12 protein-coding genes and 1 tRNA gene are annotated in these 16,040 nt (G+C 65.5%); 7 read left to right on the top strand and 6 right to left on the bottom strand.

Annotation, left to right across the window (positions count from 1 at the left end; genetic code table 11):
- Positions 1–96: 96 nt before the first annotated feature.
- The 4 genes from KDJ86_RS06945 to KDJ86_RS06930 all read left to right on the top strand — a co-directional run bounded on the left by KDJ86_RS06945 (position 97) and on the right by KDJ86_RS06930 (position 4,755).
- Positions 97–1,755: an extracellular solute-binding protein gene (locus KDJ86_RS06945; protein ID WP_291744303.1), complete on the top strand. Its 1,659-nt coding sequence runs from the start codon at positions 97–99 to the stop codon at positions 1,753–1,755.
- 115 nt (positions 1,756–1,870) lie between these two features.
- Positions 1,871–2,806 carry a carbohydrate ABC transporter permease gene (locus KDJ86_RS06940; protein WP_291744300.1) on the top strand — a complete coding sequence of 312 codons (936 nt, stop codon included), beginning with the start codon at positions 1,871–1,873 and terminating at the stop codon, positions 2,804–2,806.
- Positions 2,807–2,808: 2 nt separating this feature from the next.
- Positions 2,809–3,642 (top strand): carbohydrate ABC transporter permease, encoded by an 834-nt coding sequence (locus tag KDJ86_RS06935; RefSeq protein WP_291744299.1) that lies wholly within the window; start codon positions 2,809–2,811, stop codon positions 3,640–3,642.
- 12 nt (positions 3,643–3,654) lie between these two features.
- On the top strand, positions 3,655–4,755 hold the full coding sequence (locus tag KDJ86_RS06930) for an ABC transporter ATP-binding protein (RefSeq protein WP_291744297.1): 1,101 nt from the start codon (positions 3,655–3,657) through the stop codon (positions 4,753–4,755).
- A gap of 31 nt (positions 4,756–4,786) precedes the next feature.
- On the opposite strand, the gene KDJ86_RS06925 is transcribed toward KDJ86_RS06930, so the two are convergent.
- Entirely contained in the window at positions 4,787–5,887 is a 1,101-nt protein-coding gene (locus KDJ86_RS06925; protein ID WP_291744295.1) for a DUF4432 family protein, read from the bottom strand.
- 171 nt (positions 5,888–6,058) lie between these two features.
- Here KDJ86_RS06925 and KDJ86_RS06920 point away from each other — a divergent pair, with 171 nt between their 5' ends.
- From KDJ86_RS06920 to KDJ86_RS06910, 3 genes are all read left to right on the top strand, one after another.
- Positions 6,059–6,667, top strand: coding sequence for a TetR/AcrR family transcriptional regulator (locus KDJ86_RS06920; RefSeq protein ID WP_291744293.1), 609 nt, complete (start codon positions 6,059–6,061; stop codon positions 6,665–6,667).
- 99 nt (positions 6,668–6,766) lie between these two features.
- Positions 6,767–7,840 (top strand): efflux RND transporter periplasmic adaptor subunit, encoded by a 1,074-nt coding sequence (locus tag KDJ86_RS06915; RefSeq protein ID WP_291744291.1) that lies wholly within the window; start codon positions 6,767–6,769, stop codon positions 7,838–7,840.
- Positions 7,841–7,864: 24 nt separating this feature from the next.
- Positions 7,865–10,984, top strand: coding sequence for an efflux RND transporter permease subunit (locus tag KDJ86_RS06910; RefSeq protein ID WP_291744289.1), 3,120 nt, complete (start codon positions 7,865–7,867; stop codon positions 10,982–10,984).
- Positions 10,985–10,989: 5 nt separating this feature from the next.
- On the opposite strand, the gene KDJ86_RS06905 is transcribed toward KDJ86_RS06910, so the two are convergent.
- From KDJ86_RS06905 to KDJ86_RS06885, 5 genes are all read right to left on the bottom strand, one after another.
- Positions 10,990–12,717 carry an amidohydrolase gene (locus KDJ86_RS06905; RefSeq protein WP_291744287.1) on the bottom strand — a complete coding sequence of 576 codons (1,728 nt, stop codon included), beginning with the start codon at positions 12,715–12,717 and terminating at the stop codon, positions 10,990–10,992.
- Positions 12,718–12,950: 233 nt separating this feature from the next.
- Positions 12,951–13,026: transfer RNA gene (locus tag KDJ86_RS06900), tRNA-His, on the bottom strand.
- Positions 13,027–13,114: 88 nt separating this feature from the next.
- Entirely contained in the window at positions 13,115–14,611 is a 1,497-nt protein-coding gene (gene acpA, locus KDJ86_RS06895) for an acid phosphatase (protein ID WP_291744286.1), read from the bottom strand.
- 202 nt (positions 14,612–14,813) lie between these two features.
- Positions 14,814–15,254 (bottom strand): phasin, encoded by a 441-nt coding sequence (locus KDJ86_RS06890; RefSeq protein WP_291744284.1) that lies wholly within the window; start codon positions 15,252–15,254, stop codon positions 14,814–14,816.
- Positions 15,255–15,457: 203 nt separating this feature from the next.
- Positions 15,458–15,835 (bottom strand): phasin family protein, encoded by a 378-nt coding sequence (locus KDJ86_RS06885; RefSeq protein WP_291744282.1) that lies wholly within the window; start codon positions 15,833–15,835, stop codon positions 15,458–15,460.
- Between the last annotated feature and the right edge of the window lie 205 nt (positions 15,836–16,040).

Raw genomic sequence — 16,040 nt, 5'->3', positions numbered from 1 at the left:
GGGCCAAGCGACGCAGGGAGGGACCACACAGGTCCTATTTCGAGGAACGACCATGGTCCGCGCAAGGACCGGTCGCTAAAGGGAGGAACAGCGACGATGGATGACAGGGAAAGACGTGATTTCGAGGCGGGCCTTAGCGAAGAGGTCGATGCCTGGCTGCGGGGAGAACCGACCCGCCGCGACTTCATCAAGCGTTTCGGTCAGGCGACCGGCATGCTCGCCATATCCGGATCGGCGCTTTCGCCGTTCGTGAACTCCGCTCTCGCGCAAGCCAAGATGGAGCTCGAGAACCCGGACACGCCGCTCGGCAAGGCCCAGTTGGCCGCCTACAAGGCCTCCACCGAAGGGCCGATGGATGGCTCGGCCTATCGGGCTGTCGAAGCCGCCAAGCAATTCGCCGGCGCGAACCTCAACATGACCTACGAGGCGGGCCTGCAGGCGCTCGATCCGCGCAACTTCTCCGGTCCGCTCTGGGACGAGCTGACCGGCATCAAGTCGACGGTGGTCGAGCTGCCGCCGCCGGACATGTACTCGAAGCCGATCGCCGAGCATATCGCCGGCTCCGGCGCCTATGACGTCCTCGACCTGCAGCCGCAGTGGACTCCGGCGCTCGCCGACGGTGGCGTGATTGCCCCGCTCGACGACTTCATCGCCAAGTACATGAACATGGCGGATCTCGACGACTATCATCCGCTCTACAAGGCCCTGCCCACCTACAAGGGCAAGATCTGGGGCTTCTTCGATGACGGCGACATGTTCGCCCTCTACTACCGCAAGGACATCTTCGATGATCCGAAGCTGAGGGAGGCTTACCAGGCCAAGTTCGACAAGCCGCTCGAAGTGCCGAAGAGCTGGGAGGATTACGTCCAGGTCGCCCAGTTCATCACCGACCAGATGGCGCCGAATGTCTATGGTGCGGGACACTTCCGCAAGGCGGCATCGCCCGGCAACCAGTTCGACTTCATGCAGCAATACCGGTCGAATGGCGGCGTCTTCTTCGACGAGAATATGAAGGCGGCGCTGGCCTCGGATGCCGGCGTCAAGACGCTGGAGAACATGAAGGCTGCGAATGCGGCGTCGATTCCGGGCAACGACGAGCTTGACGCGGTGTCGTTGTGGGTCGCCTGGCTGCAGGGCAAGGTCGCGATGATCTATTCGTGGCCGCCGACCGGTCGCATGAGCGCCGGTTACTCGCAGAGCGACAAGGCGATCAGCTTCATCCCGCAGTCCTCGATCGCGGGGAAGGTGGGTTATGCGATCGTTCCCGGCGGGCATCCGGAGCACGCCTTCGGGTTCAACAAGGCGATCGCCGCGGATTCGGCCAACCTGGAGGCGGCCTATCTGTTCATCCAGTGGGCCTGCTCGCCGCCGGTATCGCTGGCCCGGTGCATGCTCCCCTACGCGCTGCGTGATCCCTATCGGATCTCGCACTTCAAGTCGGAGCTCTACGGCGAACTCTTCCCGAGCGCGCCGGAATACCTGGCCAACCTCAATGCCTCGGCCAATGTCGGTCTGCTCGATCCGATCATGCCTGGAGCGCAGGACTATCAGCTGACGCTCGACCGCATGTGCACGTCCGTATGGGCCGGCACCGACCCGATGGAGGCGCTGAAGACCGCCGCGGCGGAGTGGGATGCCACCACCGAGAACCTCGGTGCGGACAAGCAGAAGGCGTTCTACGAGGAGTTCCTCAAGCTGCCGGGTTCGACCGTCGGAAACACGGTCGAGGCCCTGGGCATGGCGGTGAAGCTCTAGTTGGCGCCGGCCGGGCCGCCGCCGAGAGCGGCGGCCCTTCCGCATTTCTCCGCCGCCGGAGCGTCGGCCCCGGCGGCGACCCCGGATAGGCAAGTCACGAAAGGCCACCCGCGACATGGCTGACGTCGCCCTTGGCGAGACTCCCCCGAGCATTCCGCGCAGGAACCTTCCCTCCGCGAGCCGCAGCGACAGGCGCTTCAAATGGCTGCTCGTCGCGCCGGCGGCGCTGCTCATCCTGGCGATCTCGATCTACCCGCTGATCTTCTCGATCTGGGTTCTCTTCGTTAATTACGACTTCCAGATTCCGGGACACGCCTTTGTCGGCCTGAAGAATTTCGAGCAGGTGGTCTCGGATCCGGTCGCCCGCTATTCGCTGCTCGTCACCGTCGTCCTGACGGTCTCCAACGTATTGATCGAGCTGCTGCTCGGCCTGGCGGTGGCCATGGTGATGGCCCGCTCCTTCAGAGGCCGGGGATTGATCATCTCGATCCTCATCGTGCCGCTCTTCATCAGCCCGGTTGTCGTCGGACAGGCCTGGGCGCTGCTCCTCCAGCGGCCCTTCGGACCGACCAATTACCTGCTTGGCCAGTTGCTCGGGCAGGAGGTGACGATCGGCTGGCTGACCCAGTTCCCCTACAACTTCATCGCGCTCGTGCTCGCTGATGTCTGGCAGTGGACGCCCTTCATGTTCGTCATCCTGCTGGCCGGCCTGACGGCGATCCCGCCCCATGTCTACGAGGCGGCGGAGCTCGACGGTGTCGGGGCGTGGCAGACCTTCTGGCACATCACCATCCCCTACATCTCGCCGATGATCCTGCTGGCGGTCACCTTCCGGCTGCTCGACGCGATCCGTCTCTTCGACACGATCTTCATCATGACCGGCGGCGGGCCCGGCACGCAGACCTATACCGCGTCCTTCTATCTCTACACGATCGGCTTTGCGCAGTTCCATCTGTCGCGGGCGACGGCCGGTTCCTGGATCTTCCTGATCCTGACGCTGCTGGTGATCATCTTCCTTGTCCGGCGTCTGCTGAAACCGGAGGCGAATTGACGATGGCTGCCTGGACCAGACGCCGAAGGATCCCGGTCAGCCGCATCGTCGTCCTGACCCTTTTCCTGATCTTCGTGCTGGCGCCGCTTTACTGGGTGTTCGTCACCTCGATCAAGCCGAGCGACGATTACCTCGCCGTGCCGCCGGTGTGGTTCCCGGACCATCCGACGATGGTGCATTTCACCGCGGCGCTCTTCGACTATCGCGGGCTGCAGGGGCTGGTGAACAGCCTCATCATTTCGATCTCGGCGACGGCCCTGTCGTGTCTCGTCGGCACGCTGATGGCCTACAGCCTCGCCCGCTTCAACACCGGCGGCCAGCACCTGTCCTTCTGGGTCCTGTCGCAGCGCTTCCTGCCGCCGATCGCCATCATCCTGCCGCTCTTCCTGAACTACCGGCTGATCGGATTGCAGGACACCCATATCGGCATGATCCTCGCCTATACGGTGTTCACGCTGCCGGTCGGCGTCTGGATGATGTACGCCTATTTCCGGCAGATGCCGCGCTCGCTGGAGGAGGCCGCGCTGGTCGACGGCTGTACGCGCTGGGGGGCGATGTGGAGCGTCGGCATTCCGCTCGCCGCGCCCGGCATCGTCGCGGCCGCGGTCTTCATCTTCATCGCGTGCTGGACGGAGTTCTTCTTTGCTCTGGTGCTGACCAGCCGCAATGCCTTCACCTTGCCCACCGTCTTTCGCTCGTTCCTGAGCTTCCAGGGGGCGCAGTACGGGGAGGCCAGCGCGCTCGCCATCGTCTCGCTGGTCCCGTCGATCATTCTCGGTGTCCTGGTCCAGAAACATCTCGTTCGCGGACTGACGCTCGGCGCCATCCGCGGCTAGGGGAATTGGATAATGGCGGAAGTCAAAATCAAGCGGCTCCACAAGCGCTACGGTAATTTCGAGGCCGTTCGCGGAATCGATCTCGACATACCCGACGGCGAATTCACCGTCCTGGTCGGCCCGTCGGGCTGCGGCAAGAGTACGCTGCTGCGGACCATCGCCGGCCTCGAGCAGATCAGCGGCGGCGAGATTCAGATCGGCGGCGACGTCGTCAACGACATGCGCCCGCGTGACCGTGATGTGGCGATGGTCTTCCAGGACTACGCTCTCTATCCGCATATGACGGTCGGCAAGAATATCGGCTTCGGGCTGAAGGCGCGGAAGATGCCGCCGGCGGAGATCGCGTCGCGCGTCTCCGGCGCCGCCCAGATGCTCGGTATCACCAGCCTGATGGACCGCTATCCGCGCCAGATCTCGGGTGGCCAGCGCCAGCGTGTCGCCATCGGCCGCGCCATCGTCCGCAATCCGCGGCTTTTCCTGTTCGACGAGCCGCTCTCGAATCTCGACGCCCAGCTTCGCGACGAGATGCGCGGCGAGATCAAGCGCCTGCATCAGGAAATCTCGACGACGATGATCTACGTAACCCACGATCAGATCGAGGCGATGACGCTCGCCGACCGCATCGTCCTGATGCGCGACGGCGTGATCGAGCAGGAGGGCGCGCCGCTCGACCTGTTCGAACGGCCGGCGACGATGTTCGTCGCCGGCTTCCTCGGATCGCCCAAGATGACCTTCCTGCCGGGCAGGCTGGCGCGTGGCGGAGATGGTGCCGCGATCGTTCTCGGCGAGGGTAGCACCACCGTGCCGCTGCCGGCCGATCGCGCCCTCGACGGTATCGGCGACGGCGCGCCGGTGGTTCTCGGCGTCCGCCCGGAGCACGTCATGCGGGCGCGTGAGGACGCCGCGATGCCCGGACATGTCCGCATGCAGGCGACCATCGATCTCCTGCAGCCGACCGGGTCGCGCAGCTACGCCACCTTCCGCATCGCCGGCACGCCGATCGTGGCGGAGCTGGAAGCCCATGACGTCAGCCGTCCGGGCGAGGCGATCGAGGTCGATCTCAACCTCAATCGCGCCGCGCTGTTCGACGCCGCGACCGAAAGGGCGATCTGAGCGGCGGCCCCGTCCTTCGCGACGGCGGCGATCAGGCCGGGGCGGCTCGAACGGTCTCGATATCCTTGCGCAGGGCCTCCGCTTCCGGCGCTTCGAGCGCGCCGAAGGCGAGGCGGCAGCGGAACTCGCCCTGCGGGTCCAGCATCAGCACGTTGCCCTTGGCCTTTTCGGCGACGTAGCCGTTGGCGCCGGCCGTCGCCGGCAGGAAGATGCCGACCGCATCCTGGTCCCCCGTCCGGGTCATCCAGCGGACGCCCTTGCCGAGCTCGCCCGGCCGGTGGCTGACGAAATCCGCCGATCCGTCCGGATGGAGCTGCATGCTGTGTGCCCAGCCGGCTGCGTCGGAGGGAAATGCCAGCGTCATCACCAGCTCCGGGTCGATCGCGCGGCCGGCGGCCATCGTCCGGTGCGTTGCCGGGTCGCGCTGGACGTCATCGATCAGGCCGAGAAACGCGTCGGACGGGGCGAAGTTGGACGGCAGGGTCGTGCGGAAACCGATGTGGTCGGTGTCGTCCGGCACCGCGTCGATCAGCACCGCGCCATCGACCGGTCGAAAATTGATGTGGGCGAGATACATCAGCTCCATCGGCGTGTGCTTGAGGTTGCGGATCGAGAGGTCGAGGGTGATCCGGCTGCTCTCCGCCCCGAGGCGCATCGTCGGCTGGGCGACATAGTTATGCGCGAAGGCGACCGTATGCTGATAGCGGCCGGTCAACTCCATGAACGGGCCATCCTCGTCCTCGCCGACCACCAGCGCCGCGTCACGGTAAGGCGCGTTGGGCAATTCGCCGTGGAGCGGATGGGTGTCTTCCGGCCCCGGATTGCCCATCGCGGTCGCGCCGCAATGGAGGAAGAAGCCGCCGTAGTTCATCAGGTAGTCGCGCGTCGGGATCGGTTCGCTGAACATCGAGCGCATGGTCAGCGTCCGTCCGCGAAACACCGCGTCCCAGATCTGCTGGCCATGGAAGGGGAGGAGGTCGATATGCCCGACCGCGTTGGCGATGCGGAGGCCGGCCACACCGCTGTCATAGAGGAATGTCGAGGCGGTCAGCCCTCCGAACCGGGCGAGGACGCGCTCCTTCTCGGTGAACTGGTTGGGCCGGAGTGTGACGACGACGGGATCGGAGGGCATCTTCTCACCTGTTTCCTGTTCTTGCGACTTCGCGTGTCCAGCCGCGATTCTGGATCGAGTCCCGCAGTGTCGCCCATTCGCCGGATCGGTGCCAGCGTCACCGCTTCTTGACGGGCTGGATGTGATGAATTATAGAAATCGTCACAAGTCACATGATCGCTTGCTGGACTCATGAACGCGCCTGCCAGGACAACCGCGGAAGAAACCCGCGCCAGGATCATCGAAACGGCCGAGGCGCTCTTCCGGCGGCTCGGATTCGCCAAGACGGCGGTTGCCGATATTGCCGGCGAGCTCGGCATGTCGCCTGCGAATGTCTATCGCTTCTTCCCGTCCAAGCACGCGATTGTCGAGGCGATCTGCGTCCGCTGCCTGGGCGAGCTCGACGAGACGGTCTGGGCGGTTGCCCGCTCGCGCGGCTCGGCCGCCAACAGGCTGGACCGGCTCTTCCATGGGGTGCTGCGCTACCATCGGGACAACTTCGTCGAGGAAAAGCGGGTCCATGACATCGTCCTGATCGCCATCGACGAGGACTGGGATGCGATCATGGCCCACAAGGAGACGGTGAGGACGACCGTCGAGCTGATCCTGCGGGACGGGATCGACAACGGCGAGTTCGAAGCGGTCGATCCCAAGGAAACCTCCCGCCTTCTCATGCGGGCGATGGTCGGTTTCTGCCATCCGGTCCTGGTGGCGAAGGGGATGGCCGAAGATATCGACCTCATGGCCGAATCCTCGGCGACGTTGCAGCTCATTCTGCAGGGCATCATCAAGAGGACCTGATCCGATGACCGGTCGTCCCGTGCAGTCGCGCGTCCAGAATGTGATGATTATCAAAAATCGTCACGAATCATGTTTCAGCCCGGATGAGGAAGACAGGTCATGACCGCGATCTCCAGGTCCTTGCCGCTGCTTGTCGGACTGCTCTTCCTCGCCGGCTGTGAAGCGGCCACCAGCCCGGTCGAGGTGCCGCCGCGGCCGGTCCGGACCCAGGCCGTCGCCTTCGAGGATGCCTCGACCCATCGCGACTTTGTCGGGGTCGTGGCGCCGCGGACCGAGTCGGATCTCGCCTTCCGGGTCGCCGGCAAGATGACGACCCGTCTGGTCGATGTCGGCGATCGGGTGGAGGCCGGCGCGGTGATCGCCCGGCTCGACGCGCAAGACCTCGATCTTCAGCTGCGCAGCGCCGAAGCGGAATTCACCGCCGCGAAATCGAACCTCGCCCAGGCGACGGTCGATCTCGATCGCGTCGGGAAGCTGAAGGCGAGGGGACACGCGACGGCGGCCGAGTTCGATCGCCAGTCGCTGGTCCGCGATGAAGCGGATGCCCGGCTCGAGCGCGCCGGGCGGGCGCTCGATCTTGCCCGGCGCCAGGCCGGCTATGCCGAGCTCAGGACCGATGCCGCCGGCGTGATAACCGCGACGGCCGCCGAGCCGGGGCAGGTGGTGGCCGTCGGCCAGCCGGTCGCGACCCTCGCCCGCCTCGGCGCCAGCGAGGTGGTCATCGCCGTGCCGGAGGACTGGCTCGCCGAAGTCCGCGACGCGAAGGCGATGGTTTCCCTGTGGTCGGATCGCGACAGGCAGCTTCCGGCGACGCTTCGCGAGCTGTCGCCCCAGGCCGATGCCGCGACACGAACCTATGCCGCCCGCTTCACGATCGAAGGCGCGGACGAGAGTGTCGCCTTCGGCATGACCGCGACGGTCACCCTGACCCGCGAGGGCGGCGCGCCGGTCGCGCCCCTGCCGCTCGCCGCGATCCTCAACCGGGGCGACGGCCCTTCGGTCTTCGTCGTCAACGATACCGATACGCTGGCCCTCAAGCCGGTGCGTGTCGCGGCCTTCACGGAAGACTCGGCGCTGGTGACGGCGGGTGTGAGGGAGGGCGACCGGGTCGTCACCCTCGGTGTCCAGAAGCTCGAGCCCGGCGAGGTCGTGCGGACCACCGCGTTGCGCTGACCATTGGATGATGGAGTGACGGGGATGCAGCGTTTCAACCTGTCGGCCTGGGCGATCGGCCACCAGACCCTCGTGCTGTTCATGATCATCGTGCTGGCCGGCGCCGGGCTTTATTCCTACCTCAATCTCGGCCGCGCCGAGGACCCGTCCTTCACCATCAAGACGATGGTGGTCAACGTCGCCTGGCCGGGCGCCACCGCCGGGGAGATGGAGAGCCAGGTCGCGGACCCGATCGAGAAGAAGCTCCAGGAGCTTCCCTATCTCGACCGGATCGAAAGCTATTCCCGGCCCGGCATCACCTTCATTCGCGTCAACCTCGGCGACGCGACGCCGCCGGGCGAGGTCAAGGACCTCTGGTACGAGGTCCGCAAGAAGGTCGGCGACATCCGCGGCAGCCTTCCCGCCGGCATCGTCGGACCGGGCTTCAACGACGAATTCGGCGACGTCTATTCCGCGCTCTACATGCTGTCCGCCGACGGCATGTCGCCGGCCGATCTCAAGGATGTCGCCGAGGACATGCGCCAGCGTCTGCTCAGGGTGGCCGACGTCAACAAGGTCGACGTCATCGGCGCCCAGCCGGAGCGCATCTATGTCGAATTCAGCCACGCCCGGCTTGCCACGCTCGGCATCACCCCGGATCAGATATTCGCCAGCGTCGCCGGCCAGAACGCGGTGGTGCCGGGGGGATCGGTGGATACCGCCGCCGACCGCATCGCGCTCCGGGTCACCGGCGCCTTCACCGGGACCGAGGCGATCGCCGCCGTGCCGGTCGCCGCCAATGGCCGGACCTTCCGCCTCGGCGATATCGCGACCGTCAGGCGCGGCTACCAGGACCCGTCGGACTTCATCATCCGCGAAGGCGGCCGGCCGGCGATCGGCATCGGCGTGTCGATGCAGGAGGGCGCCAACATCATCACCCTCGGCGAGCATCTCGACGCGGCGATGTCGGCGATCATGGCCGACCTGCCGATCGGCATCGACGTTGTCCAGATCGCCGACCAGCCGCATATCGTCGACGAATCCGTTTCCGAGTTCTTCCAGGTCTTCGTCGAGGCGCTGGTCATCGTCCTGGTGGTCAGCTTCCTGTCGCTCGGCTGGCGCACCGGACTGGTCGTCGCCCTGTCGGTGCCACTGGTCCTCGCCATCGTCTTCATCGTCATGTACATCGCCGGGCTCGACCTGCACCGGATCACGCTCGGCTCGCTGATCATCGCACTCGGCCTCCTCGTCGACGACGCGATCATCGCCATCGAGATGATGGTGGTGAAGATGGAGCAGGGCTGGGACCGCGGCCGCGCCGCGACCTTCGCCTGGACCTCGACCGCCTTTCCGATGCTGACCGGCACGCTGGTCACCGCGGCGGGTTTCGTTCCGGTCGGCTTCGCCCGCTCGAGCTCGGGCGAATATGCCGGCGGCATCTTCTGGGTGGTCGGCCTGTCGCTGATCGCCTCGTGGATCGTCGCCGTCGTCTTCACGCCCTATCTCGGCCTGAAGCTCCTGCCGGACTTCAAGGCGAGGGGCAGCCACGCGGATCCGGAGGCGATCTACGACACGCGCATCTATCGCGCGCTCCGCCGGGTCATCGCCTTCTGCGTTTCGTGGCGGAAGACGGTGGTGGCGCTGGCCGTCCTGATGTTCGTCACGTCGCTCGGCGCCTTCGGTCTCGTCCAGCAGCAGTTCTTCCCGACCTCGACCCGCACCGAGCTCTTCTTCCAGCTTCGCCTGCCGGAGGGCTCGGCGATCGGCGCCACCGATGCGGCGGCGAAGGAGGCGGAGGCGCTTCTGGCCGGCGATCCCGACATCGACACCTACACGACCTATGTCGGCCAGGGTTCGCCGCGTTTCTGGCTCGGCCTCAACCCGGTCCTGCCCAACGCCAATTTCGCCGAGATCGTCATCGTCACCAGGGACCTCGAAGCCCGCGAACGGGTGAAGGCGCGCCTCGAGGCGGCGCTTGCCGAAGGCGCCGTACCGGCGTCAAGGTCCCGTGTCGACCGCTTCGTCTTCGGTCCGCCGGTCGGCTTTCCCGTCCAGTTCCGGGTCGTCGGCCCCGATCCCCACACCATCCGTGGCATTGCCGAGAAGGTGCGGATGGTGATGGCCGAGAACCCGAAGCTGATCGATCCGCATCTCGACTGGAGCGAGCAGGTCAAGTCGATTCGCCTGGAAGTGGATCAGGATCGCGCCCGCGCCCTGGGGCTCACGCCGCAGGATGTCGCCCGGTCGCTGCAGACGCTGCTCTCCGGCTACACCGTCACCCGGCTCCGCGAGGGCACGGAGCAGATCGACGTGGTCGCCCGCGCGGTTCCCGAGGAGCGCCTCAGTCTCGACGGTCTGCCCGCCCTGACGATCACCAGCCGGAATGGCGTCGCCGTGCCGCTCTCCCAGATCGCGCATCTCGCCTATGGCTACGAGGAGCCGATCCTCTGGCGCCGCGACCGCGACCTCGTGCTGACCGCGCGCGCCGACATCATCGATGGCGTCCAGGCACCCGATGTCAGCGCGGAAATCCTGCCCAGGCTGCAGCCGATCATGGCATCGCTTCCCGCCGGCTATCGCATCGAGGCGGGCGGTTCGATCGAGGAGAGCGCCAAGGCCAACAAGGCGCTGGTCGCCGTCTTCCCGATCATGGCGATCGCCATGCTGTCGCTGCTGATGATCCAGCTCCAGAGCTTCTCGCGGCTGGCGCTGGTCTTCGTCACCGCGCCGCTTGGCGTCATCGGCGCGACCGCAGCGCTTCTCATCTCCAATCGGCCCTTCGGCTTCGTCGCGCTGCTCGGCCTGATCGCGCTTGCCGGCATGATCATGCGCAACACCGTTATCCTTGTCGACCAGATCGACCGGGACATCGAGGCCGGCAGCAGCCGCTATGATGCGATCCTAGACGCGACGGTCCGCCGGGCCCGCCCGGTTCTGCTCACCGCCGCGGCGGCGATCCTCGGCATGGTGCCGCTCTCCTCCAGCATCTTCTGGGGGCCGATGGCGGTTGCCATCATGGGCGGGCTCTTCGTCGCGACCGTCCTCACCCTGCTGGTCGTCCCGGCGCTCTATGCCCTGTGGTTCCGGGTTCGCAAAGAGCGCGACAAGCCGGCATTGATGAGCGAACCCGTGGTCCCCGAAATCCTGCCCGCCGCGGCGGAATAGGGAATTCAGTTCCGCCGGTAGACCGTCTCGCCTTCCTTGATCGTCTCCTCGAGCGTGATCTCGGCGAGCTTGTCGCGATCGGCGGTCAGCGGATTATCGTCGAGCAGGACGAAATCGGCGAGTTTGCCGACTTCGATCGAGCCTTTGGTGTCTTCCTCGAAATGCTGGTAGGCGGGCCACAAGGTCATCGCCTTCAACGCGATCGGCACCGGTACGCAATGGTGCGAACCGAGGATGTCGCCCGAACGCGTGCGTCGCGTCACCGTCGCCGACAGGACGCGCATCGCATCGGGATTGGCGACCGGCGCGTCGTGATGCGTCGTGAAGATCATGTCGCGCTGCATGCACCAGCCGGTCGGCGAGATATTCTCCGCGCGTTCGGGGCCGAGCACCGAGTCGCGATGCCAGTCGCCCCAGTAGAAGGTGTGCATCGGGAACAGCGCCGGAATGATGCCGAGCGCCTTCATGGCGTCGAGCTGATCGGTGCGGAGCGTCTGGCCGTGGATGAGGACATTCCTGCGCCCGTTCAGCGCCCCATGTTTCCTCGCGGCCTCCCGCAGGGCCGCGATATAGACATCCGCCGCCGCGTCGCCGTTGCAGTGGCAAAGCACCTGCCAGCCGTTCGCCACGGCAGTGTCGACCGCATCCATGAGCGCTTCATTCGGCATCGCCGGATAGCCGACATAGTCGGGTCCCTTGCCTTGCGGCGGAACGAAATAGGGGCGGGAGAGCCACGCCGTCTTTCCCTGCGGCGACCCGTCGGCGACCAGCTTGGTGCCGCCCATCCGGTAATGGTTCCGGTAGTCGCGCGAGAGCCATGGAGATTGGATGACGTCCTTGAACTGGAAGAACTCGGGATAGTTCAGGACGTCGATGGCAAATCCGCCTTGCTCCGCGACTTCCAGCAGGAGCGGGCTGAACACCGCGGCTTCCTGGGCGGTGGTGTAGCCGAACCTGGCCTCGAAGGCGGCACCGTCCTTGATCATCGTCATGACGGCGTCCCTGTCGAGCTTGGCGAGCAACTTGAGGAGCACCGCGACATGGGCGCTCTCCTCCAGCACGCCATTGGGCTCGTTGCTGCCCGGCCTCCGCCGGAATACGCCGCCGATCGGGTCTGCGGTATCCGCGGTTATCCCCGCGAATTCGAGCGCTTTCGAATTGCAGCAGCCGAGATGCGAGGACTGGTGGATGAGATAGATCGGCAGCTCGGTGGAGACCGCGTCGAGATCGTCACGGGTCGGATGGCGCTGCTCCGTCAACTGGGAATCGTCGTAGCCGAAACCCATGATCAGTTGATAGCGATCGACCGTCTGTTTGTTCCTGGCCCACCAGTCGCGGAGGATTCGCTGCAGGGCGGCGATGTCGGTGCCGTCCCCGTCGGGTGGCGGCAGCAGATTGGCGGAGTTCGCCTGCAGGCCGACCAGCATCACGTGGCTGTGGGGATCGAAGAAGCCGGGAAGCATGGTGCGGCCGTCGAGATCGATCAGTTCGGCCGCCCCCTGCTTTTTCGATTCGATCTCGTCGCGTGTGCCGACCGCAAGAATGCGCCCGTCGCGTACCAGAACGGCCTCGGCGCTTGGAAGGGCGTCATCGACGGTGATGATCGGACCACCGGTGAAGATCTTGTCGCCGGTGCCTTGTGCCCGGGCCTCCGAGCAGAAGAAGTCGCTCGATGCGACGCCCGCCGACAAGGCAGCCGCGCCGGCGCCTTTCAGGAGCGTGCGCCGGCTCATACCAATGCTTCCGAATATCGCACTTCCCATTTCACAGGCCATGCACATGGCGATCCTCCCTGGCGAATGGGTGCCTGTATCAGGCTCGATACTAACGATTGCATGTGCAGACTCGGCGACAAAATCCGGCCCCGCCGATTCCGCAGCGAGCGTCGCGTGCCTGTGAGGGTGGGAAATCAGTGGGCGCCGCCTTGAGGCAGGCGCCCGGGATCGATCCTGGCGATCGATGTGAATGGTACAGCCGGCTGGGCTCGAACCAGCGACCTACGGATCCACAATCCGGCGCTCTACCAACTGAGCTACGGCTGCACGTTTGTGGCCGGAACCTAGAAGCAAAGCCGCGCCGGTTCAAGGGCAATCGCGCGGCCGGCGGGCGCGGTCCCCTGGCCGGCCCGGCTCACTCCGATCCGAAGGCGAAAGCGTTCCTCAGGTCGCCGAACTGGGTCCGGATTCCGGGCAGCAGCTCCAGCCCGAACCGCTTGGAGATGAAGGCGAGGATCGAGGTGGTGTCGTAGGTCGTGTGGTCGACGAAGCCCTTCTTGGCGAAGGGCGAGACGATCACCGTCGGGATGCGCGAGCCCGGTCCCCAGCGATCGCCCGCCGGCGGCGGTGCCGGGTCCCAGAATCCGCCATTCTCGTCATGGGTCAGGATGATCGCCATGTGGTCCCATTGCGGGCTGCGTTGCAGGGTGTTGATGATTGTCCCGGCGATCAGGTCGCCCGCCGACATGGTGCTCTCGCCCGGATGCTTGTTATGCTTGCCGTCCGGCTTGAGGAAGACCACCGCCGGCAGCGTCCCCGCCGCTGCCTCGTCCCAGAATTCCTCCATGTCCTTCAGGTGCTTGTCGCGGGCCTCGGTGCCCGGCGCGTATTTGGCGAAATAGTTGTAGGGCTGGTGGTGGGGCTGGAAGTCGACCGCGCCGGCGGTGTTGTAGATGACGCCGCGATAGGCCAGTGCGATGTCCCAGCCCTGCGCGTACCACGCCCAGTCGATGCCCTTGTCCGACAGCTGGTCGCCGATCGTCGGCTCGGTCTGCGGGGGGAGAGGATGCCCGGCCGGGTCGGCGAGCGCCGGGTCGCCGCCCTTGGCCGGCGGGATGCCGCTTGGCTGGTAGGACGGCTGGACGGTGTTGATGACGTGGCCGTCCGGCGTCACCGAGCCGTCCTGCACCCAGATAGGCGGCCCGTCCAGCGCGGATTTCGGCGAGTCCGGCGCGAGCTTCAGGTTGCCCTCGGCGTCGACCACCGCCCGCATGCTCTCCGGCGCGTCGGGAAACAGCGGCGAGCAGGCGCAGGCGAGGTAGAAGTGGTTGAAGTTCGAGCCGCCGAAGGCGCCCATGAAGAACTGGTCGGCGAGGGTATAGTCCCGCGCGAGCTGGTAGAGATGCGTGCCTGGTCCACCGTAATTCCCCATCGCCAGCGATCCGACATCGGTCCAGGCGACGAACATGTCGTTCTTGCCGCCGTTGATCTGCATCCGGTTCTGGTAATAGCGGTGGACCGGCACCTCGGTCAGGATGTCCGCCGGCTTGTTGTAGGGCGGCGCGTCGATCCGGAAGGGCGCGTTCGGCATCGTCAGCGGATAGGCGGGGTCGGCGACCGGCGGGTTGAGCTTGCCGCGGTCCGGCCGTCCGGAATCCGGCTTCCACACCGCCGGCAGCTCGGCCAGCACCGACCCGTCGCGGTCGCGCTGGACCACGGATGCCTCGGGCGCCTCCGCGATGCCCGAAGCGCCCGGATAGTCGGGGAGCAGGTGAACGAAGCTGCGATTCTCGGAGTAGATGACGACGATCGTCTCGATCGCGTCGAAAGCCTCGGGAAGGGGGCCATCCTCCGCATGGGCCGGTCCCAGCCAGGCCCCCGCGCATGCCACCGCCACGATCAGCCGCTTCATCGCGCTCGCGCCTCCTTCCGCTCTGCCTCGTGACACTAGAGCAGCTACGGCGGAAAAGAGGAACCTCCGATATCCGCCCGCTCGCTGGCGACCGGCTCGATTCGACGGCGATGATGGACGAGACGCTCTGAGGCGGCCTCAAAGAGAAACGGCCCAGATCGATGGGATCCGGGCCGTTTCTTGTATTCCGTGGAAGAGTCGGTCAGGCGACCTTCAGTTCCTTGAAAGTCTTCTCGACGTGCTCGGTCACCGGCTTGGTGGTGTCGGTGAAGAGCTTCTGGGCGGTTTCCTGGAAATCCTTGAACTGGGCGGCCGTCGCGTCGAACTGCTGGCGGGCGAAGGCGGTCTGCAATTCGATGACCTCGGCAAAGGTCTTCGCGCCGAACAGATCCTTGGCGAAGGCGAAGGTCGCGTCGCTGTTCGCCTTGGCAAGGTCAAGGGCCTTGGTGCCGAGGGTGAAGGCGCCTTCGCGGGCGGTCTCGTAGGTATCCTCGACGAGGTCGGTGGTCTCCTCGGCCGTGCTCTTCATCTTGGCGTAGGCGTCACGTGCCTGGGCGATGCCTTTCTCGGCGAAATCGCGGGCGGCCGCCGGCACGTCGAAAGACGGCGCGTTGACGGTGAAGGCTTCGAAGGGGTTCGGCATGGTCGGGGCTGCTTTGCTCGTTTTCGTGGTCTTGCTGGCGGTGGCCATGAGTGTTGCTCCAGTGGCTGAAACGGTTCGGGGAGGCAGCATGCGACCTGTTCGCAGGCGCGCTCCTTGAATGGCCACAACATAGGGAAGTCTTTTGTGCGTTGCAACAAAATTATTGCAACGCACAAAATATTTTGGCCGCCACCGCCGGTCGGCTAGCGTTGGGCCTTCTTCGCCGCTTCGGCGCCAGCGCGTTCGACCATCGCGCCGATACTCTTGCCCTGATCCGCGAAGGCTTTCATTTGTTTGGTGAAATACTCCTTCTGCAGGGCCGCGATCTCCTCGGCGGTGCGGGCCTGGACGAGTCGCTGAGCGAGCTCGAAGGAAGCCGAGACATTCTCCTCGACGAAGGCGAATGCCTGGCGGTTCACTTCGGCGGCTCCTTCCTGCACGGTACGGGTCGAGCTCTCCGCCTTCGCGATCGCCTGCTGCGTCGCGTCGAGATATTGTTCGAGGGCCTTCTTGGCCTCGGCGACACTCTTGTCCGTGATTTCCCGGATCTGGTCGGGGATATCGAAGGGTGTGCGCTGCATGATCGTTGTTCCTTGTTGCGGTTTCCTGCCTGCCCCCGAAGGATAGGCCTTCCGTTATCGGACGCCAAACGGTGGCATTAACCAGGACCCGAGGAAAGCGGTGATCAGGCGCCGGATTGCGTGGACCGCTCCCGATCCCCACTGTATTAACGGTTGATTAAGCACGAAGGACAGTTGGCGCGGCGGGCGACATCTGACTTATCGA

The organism is Bauldia sp., assembly GCF_020442045.1.
In the GTDB taxonomy this organism is placed as follows: Bacteria; Pseudomonadota; Alphaproteobacteria; order Rhizobiales; family Kaistiaceae; genus Bauldia.
The sequence above is the reverse complement of the archived record's forward strand: the minus strand, read 5'-3'. Positions and strand labels throughout refer to the sequence as shown.